This window comes from Blautia sp. St.27G3 (assembly GCF_059728505.1).
Genome location: NZ_BAAGFO010000001.1, coordinates 1,918,978 through 1,937,778 on the forward strand (window position 1 = coordinate 1,918,978; position 18,801 = coordinate 1,937,778).

17 protein-coding genes and 1 pseudogene are annotated in these 18,801 nt (G+C 44.5%); 2 read left to right on the plus strand and 16 right to left on the minus strand.

Annotated features, from left to right (window positions below; all coding sequences use genetic code 11):
- Positions 1–96: 96 nt before the first annotated feature.
- Genes AC6I2O_RS09120 through AC6I2O_RS09150 form a run of 7 tightly spaced genes read right to left on the minus strand, consistent with a single transcriptional unit; the run spans position 97 to position 6,748 of the window.
- Positions 97–1,629, minus strand: coding sequence for a DUF5702 domain-containing protein (locus AC6I2O_RS09120; protein WP_497742434.1), 1,533 nt, complete (start codon positions 1,627–1,629; stop codon positions 97–99).
- A 9-nt stretch (positions 1,630–1,638) separates the two neighbouring features.
- Entirely contained in the window at positions 1,639–1,806 is a 168-nt protein-coding gene (locus AC6I2O_RS09125; RefSeq protein ID WP_497742435.1) for a Flp1 family type IVb pilin, read from the minus strand.
- Positions 1,807–1,844: 38 nt separating this feature from the next.
- On the minus strand, positions 1,845–3,221 hold the full coding sequence (locus tag AC6I2O_RS09130; RefSeq protein WP_497742436.1) for a type II secretion system F family protein: 1,377 nt from the start codon (positions 3,219–3,221) through the stop codon (positions 1,845–1,847).
- Between the two features lie 3 nt (positions 3,222–3,224).
- Complete coding sequence (locus tag AC6I2O_RS09135; RefSeq protein ID WP_120393432.1) at positions 3,225–4,070, minus strand: type II secretion system F family protein; 846 nt, start codon at positions 4,068–4,070, stop codon at positions 3,225–3,227.
- Positions 3,986–5,209 (minus strand): TadA family conjugal transfer-associated ATPase, encoded by a 1,224-nt coding sequence (locus AC6I2O_RS09140; RefSeq protein ID WP_120393433.1) that lies wholly within the window; start codon positions 5,207–5,209, stop codon positions 3,986–3,988. Before AC6I2O_RS09140 ends, AC6I2O_RS09135 begins: the two co-directional genes overlap by 85 nt.
- Positions 5,133–6,239: a P-loop NTPase family protein gene (locus AC6I2O_RS09145; protein ID WP_120393434.1), complete on the minus strand. Its 1,107-nt coding sequence runs from the start codon at positions 6,237–6,239 to the stop codon at positions 5,133–5,135. The genes AC6I2O_RS09140 and AC6I2O_RS09145 overlap by 77 nt, the downstream gene beginning before the upstream one ends.
- Positions 6,239–6,748 (minus strand): A24 family peptidase, encoded by a 510-nt coding sequence (locus AC6I2O_RS09150; protein ID WP_120393435.1) that lies wholly within the window; start codon positions 6,746–6,748, stop codon positions 6,239–6,241. The genes AC6I2O_RS09145 and AC6I2O_RS09150 overlap by 1 nt, the downstream gene beginning before the upstream one ends.
- Positions 6,749–7,047: 299 nt before the next feature.
- Between AC6I2O_RS09150 and AC6I2O_RS09155 the strand changes: the two genes are divergently transcribed.
- A complete protein-coding gene (locus tag AC6I2O_RS09155; RefSeq protein ID WP_497742437.1) occupies positions 7,048–7,431 on the plus strand; it encodes a hypothetical protein in 384 nt (127 codons plus the stop codon).
- Here the strand turns inward: AC6I2O_RS09155 and tnpC are convergent.
- Positions 7,377–8,813, minus strand: a complete 1,437-nt coding sequence (tnpC, locus tag AC6I2O_RS09160; protein WP_497741574.1) for an IS66 family transposase — start codon at positions 8,811–8,813, stop codon at positions 7,377–7,379. The genes AC6I2O_RS09155 and tnpC overlap by 55 nt on opposite strands.
- Positions 8,814–9,151: 338 nt before the next feature.
- Here tnpC and AC6I2O_RS09165 point away from each other — a divergent pair.
- Positions 9,152–10,045, plus strand: a pseudogene (locus tag AC6I2O_RS09165) (PucR family transcriptional regulator); the annotation flags it as partial.
- Positions 10,046–10,199: 154 nt separating this feature from the next.
- Here AC6I2O_RS09165 and AC6I2O_RS09170 read toward each other — a convergent pair.
- The 8 genes from AC6I2O_RS09170 to pgsB all read right to left on the minus strand — a co-directional run bounded on the left by AC6I2O_RS09170 (position 10,200) and on the right by pgsB (position 18,757).
- Positions 10,200–10,676, minus strand: coding sequence for a flavodoxin (locus AC6I2O_RS09170; RefSeq protein ID WP_497742503.1), 477 nt, complete (start codon positions 10,674–10,676; stop codon positions 10,200–10,202).
- A gap of 138 nt (positions 10,677–10,814) precedes the next feature.
- The gene (locus AC6I2O_RS09175) at positions 10,815–11,441 is read right to left on the minus strand and encodes a TetR/AcrR family transcriptional regulator (RefSeq protein WP_497742438.1); all 627 of its coding nucleotides are present in this window, start codon (positions 11,439–11,441) and stop codon (positions 10,815–10,817) included.
- A 165-nt stretch (positions 11,442–11,606) separates the two neighbouring features.
- Positions 11,607–13,529, minus strand: coding sequence for a 1,4-alpha-glucan branching protein GlgB (gene glgB / locus AC6I2O_RS09180; RefSeq protein ID WP_120393437.1), 1,923 nt, complete (start codon positions 13,527–13,529; stop codon positions 11,607–11,609).
- 115 nt (positions 13,530–13,644) lie between these two features.
- Positions 13,645–15,000 (minus strand): alpha-amylase family glycosyl hydrolase, encoded by a 1,356-nt coding sequence (locus AC6I2O_RS09185; protein WP_120393438.1) that lies wholly within the window; start codon positions 14,998–15,000, stop codon positions 13,645–13,647.
- 48 nt (positions 15,001–15,048) lie between these two features.
- On the minus strand, positions 15,049–15,621 hold the full coding sequence (locus AC6I2O_RS09190) for a TetR/AcrR family transcriptional regulator (RefSeq protein WP_497742439.1): 573 nt from the start codon (positions 15,619–15,621) through the stop codon (positions 15,049–15,051).
- Between the two features lie 492 nt (positions 15,622–16,113).
- A complete protein-coding gene (gene pgsW, locus AC6I2O_RS09195) occupies positions 16,114–17,190 on the minus strand; it encodes a poly-gamma-glutamate system protein (RefSeq protein WP_120393441.1) in 1,077 nt (358 codons plus the stop codon).
- A complete protein-coding gene (gene pgsC, locus AC6I2O_RS09200) occupies positions 17,187–17,621 on the minus strand; it encodes a poly-gamma-glutamate biosynthesis protein PgsC (protein ID WP_120393442.1) in 435 nt (144 codons plus the stop codon). Before pgsC ends, pgsW begins: the two co-directional genes overlap by 4 nt.
- Positions 17,603–18,757 (minus strand): poly-gamma-glutamate synthase PgsB, encoded by a 1,155-nt coding sequence (gene pgsB, locus AC6I2O_RS09205; protein ID WP_120393443.1) that lies wholly within the window; start codon positions 18,755–18,757, stop codon positions 17,603–17,605. Before pgsB ends, pgsC begins: the two co-directional genes overlap by 19 nt.
- Between the last annotated feature and the right edge of the window lie 44 nt (positions 18,758–18,801).

Sequence of the window (18,801 nt, forward strand, 5' to 3'; positions counted from 1 at the left end):
GTCTTGAACTGAACTGGCATAAAATCTTGCTTGCTTCTATCAAACTGCATACCAGAATACAAATACATTCTTTTTCACCCCGCTTCCTGGTATTTCTCAATACGTAATACTCCCTTTTTGCACAAAATCTGTCCTTTTTCCTGATACCCCCATCACCGCTTGCGGAAGACTCAAAAATACCGGACGGCAATTCCACACCGTATTTGTTTCAATCGCAACGATACAATTCTCTGCCTTAAAATGCGGACTTTGATCTGTTGCCCGAAGTTCTGCCTGAATCATGTCCAGTGCGCGCATTTTCTGTGATGAGACTGAACCCATATGCAAAAGAATTCGCAGATATTCCTGATAGTTCAAACCCTTGCCTTTATCCCTGGCCCCCTCCCTGAGAATTTCCGTAATCCGGCCCAGATTTTCAATCGTAAGAGCCCATGTAGATGTATCCTTAAAAACGGGAACTTTACCTCCATCAAGCAGAATTCTCACATCAACAAGGCTTTCCCCATACGCCCATGCCAGCAGCAGCGCATGCTTTGTCGCCGCAGTAAGTGCAGGTATTCCCAGAAATCCCGTCAATGTAATTGCCAGTCCTTCTGTCTTCATACTCATATTCTGATTCTGAAGGCCATAAAGGTAATTCATTCCTTCCCGGATCAAGAGAAGTCGGTTCACAACGTATTTCAGATTTTGCTTGTCTGTATTTTTTCCACCTAATATATATTCTAACTGATAGTCAAGTGCCGTGCCTTCTCCATCGCTCAGATAGTCCGGAAAATGCATCATAAGATATTCTCTGAACAATACATCTGAAATCAATCCGCTGTGCTCCTTCTCCAGTTTCAGAGTTCCTTTTCTGTTTCTGTTTTTAGATGGAAAATTTCTGATGTTTATCTTTTTTTCTGAGATTTCTTTGTCCCATGTCACGATTTCCAGCGTACTTTTTTTGCGCAGTTTTGCAATTTCTTTCAGAGGATTATTCTTCGGTTCCTCTGGCACAAGTACGATTTCTGTTCCATTTTCTTTTGCTTCCTGTGCTTCTGACTCCATTGCCTCAAGCTTTTTCTGTTTTTTATCTTCCAGCTGATAAATCTCGTCATCGCTGTTTTTTTGGCTTTTCTCATACTTTTCCTGCCAGTTTTTAATCTCTTTTGTCTCCTTCGTGTACTCCAACAATTTATCTATTGCAAGCACTGCCGCATTTGCCTTCATATAAGAAACGGCCTGCTGATAAAATGCTTCTCCCTTTTCATCCGTTAAGAGCGCATATCCTGAAACTTCACTATCTATCAGTTCCAGATTCCAGGGGTCAAAATGCCACGGAAAAAATACATCCTTTTTCGGGTCTGCATTATAAGAAAGATATTCCTCTAAGCGCTGTTTTACTTTTTCAATACGAAAAGCTCCCTCACCATAAGAACCGTCAAGAGAAAATATACCGTATGATTCCAACAATCCATTTTCATATTCGCCAAGCAAAGAAAAATTTCCCATGCCTATAATATTTGCCGCCTGTGCTTTTGCCCCCTGAACTCTGGCGGATTCCACCGTTGCACAGATCAGAGAAAGGAACAATAGGCAAACCATACTGAAAAATACTGTTATTGATCCTTTGAATTCTTTTCTGCCCATGCTTCCTCCTTATACGTTGTTACTCTGGCTTATTATTTTACTGAAAATATTTGCAACAAGACTTGTCAGTTGATTTTTAAAAATCAAAACGAGACTGATCAGGACCACGAGAATCAAAATAATCTCCACTACTCCAACTCCATCCTCTTCCTTCAGAAATGCCTTCAGATGATACATACTTTTCTCCTTTCATGAAAATTCCCGTCCAATTGTTATCAGAAAGACAAAAACGCAGGAACCATTAGAATGACAAGTACAACGGCAAGCATCAAAACCATAGGAACTAGAAGCTTGGTTCCTGCCTGTTCTCCGATTTTTCGAGCATGATTCCTGCGGTCATTCAAAGATGTCTCAGCCTCTGTCTCCAAAAGATATGCCAGACCTTTTGCTCCCTTCTTTACATTCTGCGACAGAACACAGCCAAGCCGAATATATTCCGGTAACTGACATCTCTTGCCGAACCGCTCATATGCCTGAGCCTCCGACACACCGCTTTGCATCTCATAACACGCGCTTGTTACCTCCTCGTATACATATCTGATTGTTTTATGCAGTCTCTTCTTTTTTCCAGAGTCCTCCTTTTTCTTCCTCTGATATTCCCCGGATATCCTGAAAAATGTTCCACGAATACTGAGTCCCGCACCCAGAAGCATGGTCATCTTCCACATCAGATCCGGGTAATCAAGCATAAGCTGCGTTTTTCGGGCCTCTGCCCTCCTGTGTACCGCACTGTCCATTTCCAGATATATGCATACTGCCATTACCAGCGTCAGAATAAACATTGCCGGAAAAGGATTTTCTGCCGGATAACTCCATAGCAGATTCTTACCTTCCACGTATTCGGGCAGCCTGATTGACGTTTCGTGGCTACTTTGCGCATCCGCACGTTCCACTTCTTCTTTCAGAACCCGATTAAAACGCTCCTCTGGCGGAAGATTTGGCGGAAAAACTTTTGCGTATGATTTATATACTGCTTCTGTCCCGCCGCATGTAAGTGTCGCCTGTATCTCCACCAGAACACCAGCTTCATCCGTCACTTCCTTCAAACTTCCATCCTCTTGAATGACTCCATAAGGAATCGTCAGCCAGCTTATTTTTACAGCCCCATTTTCGCTTTCGGATGGAAAGTTCAGATTACTTCGCACTTCATCCAGAGAGTGGTTTTCCCCTGGAAGAACCTGCTCCACGTTCTGGAGCGCCTGATCGATCAGCTTTTGTTTTTCCTGGTCTGTATACTTCCTCTCCTGAACGGTAATCTCCAACTCGCGTGTGTTTTCCTCGCCCTCGACCTGTACCTTCAATGCTTCCTTCCGGTCTCCTTCTCCATAATCCGGACGGTTCAAAAGCTGTGCCATTTCCCTTTCCGGAACTGCCATATAAATGGCCAAGCCCAGAAAAGAAAACAAAAGACCTGCGAAAAGAACCATAAGCAAAACAGAAACTTTCCGGACATAATAATTTCTGACTGCCGTTTTTCCCTCCGCCGACAAAGCAATCAGCTCCTGATGTATCCCCTCTTTCCCCTTTCCCGGCCGATCCAGCTTCATGAGATCAACCAGAAACACACCCATTTTTTCAAATATCTGTCTCATACATTAAACCTCGACCCGAACAATCTTTCTTCCCCAAAAATATGCCAGAACGTATACCAGAAAACAAAGGACCATAATTGTAACTCCTGTCAAATTACCATACATGACACTTAAAAATTCCGAGGAGGTAAACTTCACATATGCTAAAATCAAAAGTGGTATCATACTCATAACATTCTGTTCCATCACTTTTCCTGCCAAAGAAGTCTCAATCTCTTGCAGGGTCTCCTGTTTTTGGCGGATGCAAAAAACCGTGTTACGTATCACTGCAATCAAATCTCCGCCGGAACGCTTTGCTGTAAAAAATACTTCTGCAAAGCTCTGTATATCATCAATTGCGCTGCGCTCTCCAAAATCCATAAAAAGATCTTCCATATTTCGGTTAACCGCAAGCTGCGTTTCCATTATTTGAAATTCCTGCAAAATAAAAGCTTCTGGTTCATATACTCTGGCAAGTTCCTTCACGGCCTCCCGGATGGAATTTTCCACAGAATATCCAGCCTGCAAAGAAACTGTCAACATCTGCATACTATCCATGAACTGACGTTTCATCTCTACTGCTCTCTTTTTCTGCAATGCCAATCTCCGTTCCCGAACAAACGGTACTGCACCTGGAAGCAACAGCACAAAAGATACCCAGGAAAAAAAGAATAAATAACTGATGCATGCATCCAGCACAGTATATAAAATCAGATACTTTATCCATTCTCTGAATGAAAACTGATAAACACTGTAATCCTGACAGACAGGCAGTATCTTTTCTTTCAGATCTGATACCCTGCCCTTTGCAGCTTTTGCCGTCGCATCAGCTCCCGCCGTTTTTTCAATGTCCCCATTATGTTGCCGCATGCATCTTCCCCCTCCTCTTCAAAGTCATACAATACCTGTGTCTGCACCTCTCCGCTTTTGCTGTCATACCCGAGAATCTCTAAAATCTGCAATACCTTCCTGCTCTTATCACGCAGCCTTCCCAGATGAACCATAATATCAATACCGGATGCTATCTGCCGACGTACCGCCGTAAGCGGAATCTCAAGCCCCATCAATACCATGGTCTCAAGTCTTGCCAGCATGTCCTCCGGACTATTGGCATGCCCGGTACTAAAAGAACCGTCATGTCCGGTATTTAATGCCTGTAAAAGATCAACCGTTTCACTTCCCCTTACTTCTCCGATCAAAATCCGGTCAGGTCGCATGCGCAAGCTTGATCGAATAAGATCCCGAATCGTAATCTCCTTCTCCCCCTCCGCATTTGCATTTCTCACTTCAAGCCGCACAAGATTCTTCACGCCCTGAAGCTGTAGCTCTGCATTATCTTCAATGGTAATAATCCGCTCATCCTTCGGGATAAAATTAGAAAGTGCATTCAAAAATGTCGTCTTTCCGGAACCTGTTCCACCTGATATAAAAATATTGTAGCCAGCACGAACCAGTTTTTCTAAAAAGTCTACAGCTTCCCGGGATACAGCGCCCCACCGTACCAGCTGTTCCATCTGAATCGGTTGCTCCGGAAAACGTCGAATTGTGATAATGGGGCCGTTCAATGCAACCGGAGGCATCACAATGTTTACTCTTGCCCCGCTATTCAGCCGGGCGTCTACAATCGGTACGGATTCATTTACAATCCGATTGCAGCTTCCTACAATCTGCTGAGCAATATCCTCCAGACGTTCTTTTGATACAAAACACTTGTCCCATAACATCAAATGACCATCCCGCTCAATAAAAATACCTTCTGTTCCATTAACCATAATTTCTGTCACGGAATTGTCGTCAATTAATTCCTGAAGGATATCCAGGCGTCGAACGGAATTAAACAGCTCCCGACGGAGCTCTCCCCGCTCAGAAAGCCGGATATAAAACTCCACACCGGTGCGCAGAATCAATTCATCAATGCTCTGATAAATTTCCTCATCCTGAACCTCCCTGTGCTTTTCCAGACTTTCCATAAGCTGTTCCCGCAGCATGGCAAATTTTTTCTGATCCATTATTTACCGGTTCTCTCCCATCCTGTTTTTCCTCCCACAACAAACTCCGTACATACTCTCCCATTTCTCCCCATACCATCTGCTGTACCAAGTCTCCTTCCTTCTGCGGCATCTGTAAAGGCAGCCTCAGGCGGTGCGTTTTCTCTAATATCTCGGTCATGTCCAGCATCCGGAGCAGTTTTTCATACTGGGCAAGTTTTGCCTGAGAAATCACGTCCTCCTGAATCGGCGTATAAATTCTGTCACAATGTTTCATAATCTGAAACAGCTCGTCTACCTGTTCACTAAGGTCAAGAATTATTACATCATACTCACAGCACCTTATAATTTCATCCAGAAAATCGAGCCATTCCTTGCCGGAAACATCCCGGATATCAGACGGTGAGATCGCCGGCGGGACATATTGCAGCTCATGAAATGTCTGAATCACGGAATTTAGACGAAAAATAAAACCATCTCCCTTTTGCCTGGAAAAATAAATCAGATCGGAAATATCCGCCCGATACGTTGTCTGAAACAACTCCTCAAAGCCTGCGAACTCCTCAAAGTTTAAATAAAGTACATTCTTTGTTTCTGACAGAATCTCACCCAGTGTCAGTGCAAAAGAAGTCTTTCTCGACCTGCCAACAGGTGAATATATGCCGTACAACTTCGTTTTCCGCCATGCATTCGCCAGTACATACGGCTGAGGATTTGCTTCCGCATAATACTCCATCACTTCGGACAGAACGATATCCGAAGATTGATATTTATATACAAACGGATACTCCTCAAGATAATCCTGAAGCGGCTCCCCCTCCGACAATATGATGGTACGGTTTACCGGAAGATTTCGGATTTCATTGCACATCGCCCTTGTCGATATCAGAAGAATTTCTATTTCATGCTCCTTCGTAAACTCCTGTAAGCTCTCCACATTTGTAAATGCCTGGACTTCAAAAGGTGTCGTACGCTTTTTATTCAGGTAATCCATAAGATTGCAGGCATAAGCTGCTTCCAGATCACAGACCGCAAATATACTTTTTTTCATTAAATACCTCCCATATAGTAAAGAATCCCCAACAATACTGGCACCGAAAAACAAAGTTTCGCATCCTCCTGCGTACCTTCCAGATAAGAATTCCACCTTCCGTCTTTTGAACAACGGCTTACATAATCCGAAAAACAGACAAGCCGCTGATTAAAATTGTGTCGATGGGCCATAAGTACCATGGAAATCACACCGCCGGAAAGAACAGCAGCCACAATACAGGAAAAACACGCGGATGGTCCAAGAAAACCGCCCACAACACACAGAAGCTTAACGTCTCCTGCTCCTATCATACGAAAATAATAAAATGCTCCAAACAGTACAACTGGAAGAAACACTCCGCCCAAAAAAATCATCGTGCCCAATATCCCTCCTGTAAACAGATGGTACGCTCCTCCCAGTAAAATTCCTGTAACTATAACACTGTTTGGGATACGCCCCCGTTGCAGATCAAAAAGCACTGCCGTCATCACTACACACAACAAAGCTAAAAGCTGTATTTCTATCAATAGCCTTTCATCCCCCTTCCAAGTTTTTTAAATATTTTTTTATTTTGTTTATTAAAATACTTTTTTAATATTTAAAAATTCCCCAATATTTTTATTTAACATTAACGTTTTTTATTTGAACTCCTACTATCAGCCCTTCTTATTCTCTTATTTATATTATATGCAACTTATTATTTATAAATGTATTATATCATACTTTTTTCATTTGTAAAGTATTTTTTGTGATTTTATAAATATTTTTTGTGATCTTTATAATTCCCTTCAACCTGCTGCGTGCTCCGGCAGACCAGAGGAATAAAATGATTGTAAATATTATGGAAATAAGGTATGATTATGAAAAAATTAATACCGGATACGGAACATCTTTCAGTCCGCATAAAAAAGAAAGAGAGGAATGTGAACGCATGATTTCCAGTCAGATTTTACAGAATACGTTAGATGAATTGCATACGATTACCAGGGTAGACTTTCTTCTGACAGATACAGATGGAAATGAAGTTGCATCCACAGTTTCAACCGAAGGTACAGACAGAACAGCCGTCGTACAGTTTGCCGGATCTCCGGCTGACAGCCAGGTCGTGCAGAGTTCTCACTTTTTTAAAGTATTTGTAACTATTCAGAGCCAACACTATTCAAAGATGAAATTAGGGTGGCCTGAAATTGCATTTTTGATTGCTTCGTAAGCATTGTATCCCTGCTTATGTGCCGTACCAACGTAGGACATGATTTTCAGATAATCTCTGGCGCCTTCTTCAGTTCGGAAGCAGCCGGATACTTTGGTCTTAACCTTTATCATCCGAAGATCACGCTCTGCCTGGTTGTTATCAAACGGAACCATGAAGTTATGGATAAAAAGGCAGACCGAGGCCTTGTGATTCGCAAGGCGTTCTACCAAGGCAAGGATTTTTCCCTTTTTCTTCCGTCCACGTTTTTTCTCTGTGGTTTCCAGAAGAGGATTTTCTTTCCTTGCCAGTTCGAGGAGTTCATCATACTTCTTATCGAACTTATGATAGTGATAATAGCTCAGAGAGTCCTTGCCTTTCTCTATCGCTTTCTCTTTGACCTTTTTCATTTCCAGTAAAAGGTTTATAAACGCAGATGTCCATTTCTGGTCAGGATGATTTTCATTTATCCCTGTCAGCTCACGGAGTAGATGGGCACAGCAGACTGCATGCCGTATATCCAAGTAGTTCCAGTAGGAAGCCCAGCAGTCATGCATGGCAATCCCTCTGAATTCTGGGAGAACACCGCATTGCTCCATGCCTTCGGTCCCACGTTTGGGACTGATATCAAGATAGGTATATTCACAGTTTGAGGCATCATGAACCCACCAGAGCTTTTTATCCACTCTGGTTCCGGTTTCATCGAAATGTCCAAGTGAGGAACCGATCATCTTATCCTTTATCTTACCGACTGTTTCACTCAGGCTGTCAGCGCATCTTTTTACCATGCTGCTGATCGTTCCTGTTGCAATCGGAATGTTAAATACTCCGGAAAGAATCTCATGAGTGCGTTTGATGCTGACTGCACCCACGGTGTTTAATGCGACAGATAGTGCCTGCAGGTTTTCACCATATTGTACGGTTGCTTTTACATCAGAAGGGAATTCTCCTCTGCGGGTGTCCCCATGCAGCATACAGATTGGAAGTTCCAGTGCCTGATGTTCTGTTACATTGACTGTAACAACCGCATCAATCACATGGCGTTTTTCTGCGATGCATGCGGTGCCTTTACACATCTGATAGTGCGGACATCCTCCGCATGAGGATGGCATATGCCTGACGATTTCGTCCGGAGCTGTTATCACCGCCAGATGTGTTCCCTGGTGTCCGCTCTGCCCGCCAGCTTTTTTCCCGGATGGCTTCCGGAGACTCTTTGGGGCAGGCTTTTTAAAGCCATCGCTGGATGGCGGTTTGGAACTGTTTTTGGAATTCTTGTTAAGCTGTTCCTTCAGTTCCTGTATGGTCTGATTGAGTTGGGCAATCAACTGAGTCTGAGCAGCGATAGTTGTTGATAATGCTTCATTTTGTTGTAATAACTGTTTAATCAGTTCATCGTTTGTCAACCGGACCACCTTCTTCCGATAAAATTTGATACTTCTATTTTAACGGAAAATGAGCCAAAAAGCGAATCATATCGTTTTGGTGTACTGTCAAAATGACGGTGGATAACCAGAAAAAATCAGAGATTAACTGCCGATAACTCTCGGATAAAATTGACAAATAGTCCATTATTAGGCTGTGATCAAGGATTGATGATGCCATAATCCACAGGCCAAAAGCACTTGGCAGTTATATTGAAAAGTTATCCACTTTTCGTGATAAAGTAATGGTAAAACAGAAATTTTATTTTCTCTGTTTTGACCAAAAATCAATATGCACTAAACGGGGTGCTGAATAGTTACAAGTATTTGATGATAAAAAGCTCGAATATATTCTGATCTCACAGGGCGCTTCCGAAGATGCCTATATGCTTGGGCGGGTAGCGGTTTGCCAGATACAAAATCTGATCGTCGCTTACCGGGAACGTTATGATAAAAATAACTATATCCAGAATCTCCTTCTGGATAATATGCTTTCGATCGACGTTTATAACCGCGCCAGAAAGCTTCATATTGAAACAGAGGTTCGCCGGATTGTTTATCTGATTGAGACCAAATACGAAAAAGACAACACGGCGATGGAAATCGTAAAAGGACTGTTTGGCAGCCGCACAAAGGATTTCATCACAGCGGTAGATGAAAAAAGTATTATTATTGTTCAGGAATTACGGGAACACGACGACTACGAAGATGTGGAACAGACGGCGCGTATGCTACGCGACATGCTCAATACAGAGGCCATGTCAAGTGTCCGAATCTCCTATGGTACGATTGTCAGCGAAATCTCTCAGGTATCCCGCTCCTACAAAGAGGCAAAAATGGCTCTTGATGTCGGCAAAATTTTTTACATGGAGCGCTCTATCGTTGCATACAATACGCTTGGAATCGGCCGGCTGATCTACCAGCTTCCGGTACCGCTGTGCCAGATGTTTATGAAAGAAGCGTTTACCGCAGATGTAACTCCGGATGCCTTTGATGAAGAAACCTTGACTACCATCAACAAATTTTTTGAAAACAGCCTGAATGTCTCAGAGACGGCAAGGCAGCTTTATATTCACCGAAATACGCTCGTTTACCGTCTGGAAAAGCTTCAGAAAAGTACTGGTCTCGACATTCGTGTCTTTGACGATGCGCTGACCTTCAAAATTGCCATGATGGTCACAAATTACATGAATTTTATGGAAAATAATCAATAGCACCAAAATTTATCCAGAAAAAGTTCTCAGTTCATACTTTTTTTGATCGCAGAAACCGAAAAGAGAGACTTCCCTGAGATTCAGAACCTACAGAACGCTGAATCTAACAGAAGCCTCTCTTTTTTAACGGTAATAAATTTTCATTCCATACTGTTTATTTATATTTTTCCACCCATGCTTTTAATTCATTTTCGTTTACATGAACTGGAAACACTTTGCCTTCCTTCAGTTCCGCACCAACGCAGGACAGCAACAGTTCTTTGTTTGTATTCCCCATACCACTACCGCCAGATGTGGCAACGGGAATAATCTTCTTACCTGTAAGGTCGTACTGCTCCAAAAATGTGTTGATAATGGTCGGAGCTACGTACCACCAGATGGGAAATGTAAGAAAGATTGTATCATATTGTGTCATGTCCTCAACCTGATTTGCAATAGCCGGGCGGAAAGATTTATCGTTCATTTCCACACTGCTGCGGCTCTTCTTATTCATCCAGTCCAGGTCAGAAGAGGTATATGGTTGCTGAGGTTTTATCTCATGCAATTTTGCTCCAGTTACCTTTGCCAATTTTTCTGCCAGTTCTGCGGTTGTGCCTGTTGCACTAAAATATGCGACTAATATGTTTTTCATCATTTTTATCCCTCCTGAAAAAATAAATTTGCTAACTCATATGTCCTATACTGTATGAATTCGCCGTTTTGCAACAGCACCGATCCTTTTTTATTTTTCAGCTCATATGTAGTTTCATTTTTACATACTCTCTTTGAGCTATTTGTTTGGAATCAACTTTAACAGACTCTTGTAAACCATCTGATAAATCGTTGGTTCCCTGAATTTTACACCTGCTAATTTCATCGCTTCTTTCTGCTTTTCGGTATGGAAAGCGAAAGGATATACGCCAAACAGTAACGCACAGAAGCTGTTGCAGAAATCCTCACATTCCATACCTGTCACATCCGGCTTATAGGCACGAAGTATATCCGAAAGAGCAGTGATACACCTTAAGTAAAGTTTTTTGAATTCCGCCAATCGTTCCACACGGCTGTTCAGTTCAATCTCAAAAAGATTCATATTAAGAATCCGCAGCAAGATTTCTTTATTTTCCAGCGTATGTGCAATCTTTTCTGAGAGCGTTTCTGCTGTATATCCACAGGCCGTCGGAATTATTTTTTCTAACTGTCCACACCAAATCTCATATTCTCTTGCAAGCAGGCCAAGAAGAATCTCCTCCTTGGTTTCAAAATAATTATAGATTGCAGGACGTGTCAAACTGACTTCAGAACTGATTTCCTTAATATTGACTCCATAAAATCCCTGGGCCTTATACACCTTTTCACAGGCATCCAGTATCTCGCACTTTCTTCTCTCTGTTCGTTCCGGTGAACCTTTCGGCATATCGTTTCCTCCTTTCATCTCGCATATTGACACTGTGTAAATATATGATACTTCTATTTTTACACAGTGTCAATATATATTTTAAATAAATTTCAGGGGAGGCAGTGATCTGTACAAGTCACTGTCTCCCCTGTTCACGGCTGCCCATTCTCTGGCAGTCTGTTTTTAAAATTTAAATACCGCAACTCCATACGCCGGCAGATCGTATGCAAAGGAAAAATCTCTTCCGTCGCATTCCTGCTTTACTGCCTTATAAATGACCGGCTGCTCCTTCCCACTGCCTCCAAACTGCAAATCATCGCTGTTCAGAATCAGCCGATACTGTTTTCTTCTCGGCACACCCACACGGTAATCCGGTCTTGCCACCGGAGTAAAATTAATCACAAAAAGCAAATTGCTCTTTTTATCCTCTGAATGACGTACAAAACTGAAAATACTGCGGAAACAGTCATCCGCATTGATCCATTCAAAACCGGACGGATTGGCGTCTGCCTGATACATGGCCGGGTGTTTCCGGTACAGGGTCAATAAAGCTCGCACATAATTTTGCATCTGCCGGTGCTTTTCCTCCCCCAGCAAATACCAGTCAAGCTCTCTTTCCTCACTCCACTCCTGAAGCTGCGCAAAATCCTGCCCCATAAACAAAAGCTTTTTGCCCGGATGCCCGAACAGAAACGAGTAACCTGCTTTGAGATTTGCAAACTTGTCATCGTAGAGTCCCGGCATCTTGTTAATCATCGAGCATTTCAGATGCACCACCTCATCATGCGATAAGACGAGCACGTATCGCTCCGAATAAGCATATGTCATTGCAAACGTCATCTTATTGTGATTATACTGACGAAAATACGGGTCCAGCTTCATGTACTCGAGAAAATCATGCATCCAGCCCATATTCCACTTCATCGTAAAACCAAGCCCATCCTCCTCCGGTTTACCTGTAACCTTCGGCCATGCCGTAGATTCCTCCGCGATCATCATCAGTCCAGGATAGCGGCCGGTCATAAGGCTGTTCAGATGTTTGAAAAACTCAATTGCTTCCAGATTTTTATTTCCGCCGTATTCATTCGCAACCCACTGCCCGTCATTTTTCCCATAATCCAGGTACAGCATGGACGCCACCGCATCCACGCGCAGCCCATCCACATGAAACTGTTCCACCCAGTAAATCGCATTTGCGATCAGGAAATTTTTCACTTCATTTTTCTTGTAATCAAATATTTTGGTACCCCAGTCCGGATGCTCCCCTTTGCGCGGGTCCGCATATTCAAACAGACAGGAACCGTCAAACTCAGCCAGACCTTGTGCGTCCCGCGGGAAATGCGCCGGTACCCAGTCGAGAATCACTCCGATTTTCTTTCTGTGCAGATAATTCACAAAATATGCAAAATCCTCCGGCGTACCGTAACGGGATGTCGGCGCATAGTATCCTGTCACCTGATATCCCCAGGAGCCGTCAAACGGATGCTCCGCAATACCGATCAGCTCCACATGCGTATATCCCATCTCTTTTACATAATCTGCCAGCTCATGCGCAAATTCCCTGTAATTATAATAACCGCTCTCCTCTTCGCCGTGCGGATGGCGTTTCCAGCTTCCCGGATGCACTTCATAAATAGCCACCGGGCTCCTGTCCTGATCAAACAGACTTCGATTGTCCATCCATACGGTATCGGACCAGCGGATTTTTGAAAGATCTACAACTTTTGACGCCGTTCCCGGGCGGAATTCCGCGTGATTGGCAAACGGATCTGCCTTGTAAAGCTTTCTTCCATCCGGTGTAAGAATCAAAAATTTGTACAGATCCCCCACCCGGGCCTCCGGCACAAACGCTGTATAAATCCCAAGCGGTTCCTGGCGCTGCATCGGATGACTCTGTTCATCCCATTCATTAAAAGAACCAATCAGAAAAACTTCTTGGGCATGCGGCGCCCACACTGCAAAATGCGTTCCCTGCTTCCCCTGCTGCTTCGTCGGATGCGCGCCAAGCTTTTTAAAAATGTCGTAATGCGTTCCCATTCCAAACAGATACTGATCCAGTTCCGTAATGAATCCCGTCTCCGTTTCTTTTCTCGTATTTTCTGCCATACTCACGTCTCCTCGTTTTACTTAAAAATATCAGACAATTGCAAAACTCTTTTTCAGGAACGCCGGTTTTCCGGGTGTTTCACAACTGCCTGTTCGAAAACATACTCAGTTCCAATCAGGGCTTCAAAAGAAGAAGCTCACAGCCCCCTGCCGGAAGCGTCCGGTTCACTCTTCCATTTTCCTGAGAAACCATTTCCCCTGTTTCCAGATTTATTATCTGGGAAGCCCCCGTTGGAAGCGGAACAGAAAGGTAGGCCTCATTTTCATCATTGTTGGCAAGCACCAGTACACTTTCCTGATCTCCGATTCTCGCATACGCAAACTGCCGCGTAGTAAGCAAAAGCTCTCTGTACCGTCCCTCTCCGATCACCGGATGCTCTCTCCTGCATCTTCCAAGGAAAGCAAGATATGACGGAAGCTCCGGATACGGCGCATGCTTCTCCATTTCCGCTAAAACAATTTGCGGCCTCAGTGCCGGGTCTCCGCCATTCGCCTTTGTGCCTTCCACACCCCACTCGGAACCATAATAAACAGAGGGATTCCCGGGCAGCGTATACAACAGCGTGTACACCGGTTTCAGGTGTCGCTTATCATTCAGCTTTGACGCGATACGGTCCACATCATGATTATCCACAAAGGAATACAAAACTCTGCCGCGGTATATCCCGCCGTTCTCATCAAACTGCCGCCGGATAGTATGCGCAATCTCAAAATAATTATGGTCATTGTGCCCGGAAAACAGCCCTTTATGCAGCTCATAATTCGTTACAGAATGAAGCACCTCCGCATTCGCCCAGCGCGCATAATCTCCGTGAATTACCTCGCCCATCAGCCAGAAATCCTTTTTCTCATTCCCTGTCATCCAGCGCATCTCTTTCATAAAGTCAAAATCAAGACAGTCTGCACAGTCCAGACGGATTCCGTCAATGTCAAACTCATGAATCCAGAAACGAATCACATCAAACAGATAGTCCTTGACCTCCCGATTTTGCAGGTTCAGATTCACCAGCTCAAAACAGTTTCTCCATGCCTCATAGCCAAAACCGTCATTGTAAGGGTTATTCCAGCCAAAATTAATCCCTTTATACCATCCGCAATACCTGGAGTTCTCGCGATTCTGCTGGATATCGCGAAAAGCAAAAAACTCTCTGCCTGTGTGATTGAACACACCGTCCACAACGATCCGCATTCCCAGCTCATGAGCCTGCCGGACAAACTCTTTCAAGTCCTCATTGTCCCCCAGTCTGCGGTCCACGGTTTTATAATCTCTGGTATCGTACCCATGCGTGGTTGATTCAAACAGAGGTCCGATATAAATCGCATCACACCCGAGCGCGCGTACATGCGGAAGCCACTTCTTAAGCTCCTCAAACCGATGTACAATCCCTTCTTCCTTATTCTCAAAAGGCGCGCCGGTCATACCCAGCGGATACATATGATAAAAAACTGCATTGTCATACCAAACAGCCATTTTTTCTCCCTTCTAATTACACGTTTCATTTCACAGCGAACAGTGCGCTTACGTGAATATTCCATACATAAACTGATTCACGAGAGAGGTGATTTTTTCCTCCTCCAGACGCTCCCCTGCATCCGCCTCGCTGTGAAGCAGCAGATAGTGCGTAAGCGTCCCGATAAATCCGATCGCAAACTGTCTCTGCCTGCCATACATGTTGCCAAGCTGTCCGGAAGCACGCTCAAACGCCTGTACCACGGTCTCATAAAATTCTGTGACATACGGTTTTACCGCCTGATAGGCCTCATTCTCCCTGGCGGAATAAAACAAAGCCATCATCAGCATATAAAATTCCCGGTCCCTCTCAAAAAAATCACAGTATGCCTTCGCCATGTGATACAGAACCGAACGGATGTCCTCTTTTAATTCCGCTGCCGCCCTGACCGCTGCATGCGGCTCCTCAAACTTCGTCTCCAGCAGCGTCTTCAGCAGCCCGAGCTTACTGCCAAAGTAGTAATAAAGCGTCGGCTTGGTGATTCCGGCCCGGTCTACAATTTCCTGTACTCCGACTGCATCATAGCCCTTTGCATAAAACAGTTCCTTCGCGCATTCCATGATACGCATTCTGTTTTCCATGAAAGCCTCCCCTCCCGTTATTTTCCCCAAAGTTTGTCTGTTCATCACTCTTTTCAATGAATTCTAATGCATTTATTATACCGTTCGGTATATCAGATGTCAAGTATCAAGCTGTGTCTATCCCTGTGCCAGCAGAGCACCCTTTGCTTCTGAATAGGAATTCGAATATGACGTACTTGCTCAAAAATCTTCAGATCAATCTCGCGTGCTGTCCTCTCACTAATTACATTGTTTTCCGCATTCTGGTTATTTTCCTGGCTGTTGGCAAAGAAATGTTTCACGGTCACTCCCACGCCCGGATTGGACTGCACGTCCCCTGTTACATATGCGCCCAATTATAGCATATCAATATGAGTACTGTCATACACAAAAATTTATTTGAAAAAAGCTGCCTCACAGGAAATCGTTTCATACCATCTGTATCAAAATGTTTCCTTTAAGGCAACTTTGTTTTACTTTTTTAACTTTTAAATTTACTCTTTGCTTTTACATTTAGATTTCAGCTTTCCATCGCATACGGCCCACAATCAGAACCGCCAGCATAAGTACAGCTGCAATCACTGATAGCCACAGCGGATACGCGACATCATAATAAACGCCACCCTCTCCCGGCTCACTCATTGGAACCGGATCATATGCCAGGCCATTGTCAACTGCCATCTGGCGCATATTCAGCATATTAACAACCGGAACGCCGCGTGCAGCATACTCATACATCAGTCCGCGGTTTTTCGTTGTCGGAATCTTAGGCGGATCTAGTACAAGCCCCATCGGGAAGTCAAGCGTGTACGCGCTCGTACCACTGTTTGCACTGGCGCCTCCCACGTTTACAAAGCAGTCAATCTCCTCGCCGAACAGCTCCAGACGCCTTGCAATGCTCTTTTCAATATCATTGTAATCAATAAACTCAACGCCTGTCTCTGCCGCCATCTCAAAGATCAGTTCTCTGGAATCCGGCCAAAGCGCGCTCTCTCCGTAATCATTTGTTCCGCCCGGCGAAACCGCCAGCAGATCAAATGTAATCAGATCATTTTCTTCCAGAATGCTCATCATACGGTACACATTAAGCTCCGGTCGCGTCGCGCCATACATAGAAGAGCAGAACGACAAAATCACCTTCACATCCAGATCCATTTCTTTTGCCGCACATAACGTCGCGATCAGAAGCCCCGGGAAGGAACCGCTCGTACCAACAGCAACCGTATCGCCCTGATTCAGTCCTGCCTCTTTAAAATAGCGCACCAGAACCGCCGCAATGTTAGGATCAAGAGACGTCCGTTTTGCATCCTCAATACCCGGCGTGGTCGTCAGCGGCGTCCACTCCGGCCCGATTAGTCCTGTCTTATTCAGGTCAATATCCTCAATCGGAATATTCTCCTCCTGCACAACCTCCAGCAACACTGCTTCGGCCTGCTGCATACGTTTTGCTGCAGCAAGCTGCAGCTCCGAATACTCCGTCGGCGTACTTCTGCGCAGCGCCCATGTCAGAAGTACGCCCAAAAAACCAATGACAAGCGCAAGCATCAGATATCCCTGGTGAATTTTTGCATTTGAACCATATTTTCTCATATACGTACCACCACCGTCAAAATCAGGCGAATCAGGAACGTACTCACCATCGCCATTCCAAGCGTGCGCACAATTCCCTGTTTGCACATATCATTTGCAAGAAGTCCTGGAATAATGTAACCGATAATACGCAGATCCTGCGAAATGCTGCTGATATAATATGCCTGACTTTCATACAGCCATCCCAGCAAAATGCCGACAATTACCGTTACCATGAAACGCCTGCGCCCATAAAGAATGACCACCTTACTCACCAGCTTCGTAATGGCATATACGATTACAGAAAGCACAAGCGTCGATAATATGCGATAAGGCTGCTCAATAAAGAAGGCCAGATATCCGGCTGAAACCAGACCCCCGGTAAAAACACCGAGCAGCTCCGTTGATAAAAATGATAAAATAATACTGAGCGTTATAGCCTGCTGCAACATAGATCCGATCCTCCCAGCGCCTCAAGGGCTTCTATTATCTGTTTTCCGTCGTTTGCAATATTTCCGATACAGAGCACCGCGCACTCCTTCTTTGAAATGCCGTCCAGCCAGTCCATGGCCGGAACTGCCAGTTTTTCTGCTGCAATCCCTGTCTTTCGGATAAAATACCGGACCGCCTTGTTCCTGTTTTCTCCCGTCACCACCATACTTGCCCCTTCGCGGGCAAGCTCCTGAACGAACGGAGCAAACTCCTGCAGCCGGAATTCCCGGTCACTGCGGTTATTAAAAAGCACGTAAACCGGCACCTGCTCTAGCTTATATTTTTCTACATTTCTCCGGAATACTGTGCGTGAAGATTCGATGTCATTCGCGGCAAATGCATTAATAATCAAACATTTACCTACGCGGAAGGGTCCCCGCATACCAATATCCGGAAGCGCACGTTTCATCCCCCGGAGCGCTGTCACCCGGTCAATATCTAGCATACGCGCTACACGCAGCGCCAGACGGATATTGTCCTCATATACCGGATACTCAAAAGATTCTATGTACGCCGGATCAATCGGCTCGTCCATGGCATCTACGCGTTCTGACGTATACGCATCGAACCGCGCGTCATCACATACAAGAGCTGTGTCTTTTCCAATTGACAGCGCAAGCGTACGAACCGTCTGTGCCTCCGTAGCCCCGATCTCCATCACATGGTCAACGCGGACATTTGTGATCACACCAATCGTCGGCTGCACAAGCTCCTCAGCCATCATACGCTGATTTTCCGGATGCAGCGCCATGCATTCTACGACTATAGCCTCTGCCCCATCCATTTTTGCCTTTTTAATAAACGGAATCTGTTCTCTTATATTTACGGGACGTTTTTTCCGGTATTCCTGTTCCGAACCATCCGGTAAAATCCATGCGGCCTGTGTACCTGTTGTCTTCGCCCATGTCCGAATACCGGCTTCGCGCAAAATGGCAGCAATCAACCGGGTCACACTCGTCTTTCCACGTGTGCCGTTTACCATGATTCGAATCGGAATTCCTTTCAGATTGCGTCTGTGGTACCATTTTTCCATTACTCCCGCAATCAGCATAAGAATACAAAGAATTAAAATGACTGTAACTGTATAATTTTTCATAAGCTTATAGGAACGGGGTTTCCGACGGGCCCGTAAGACCCTCG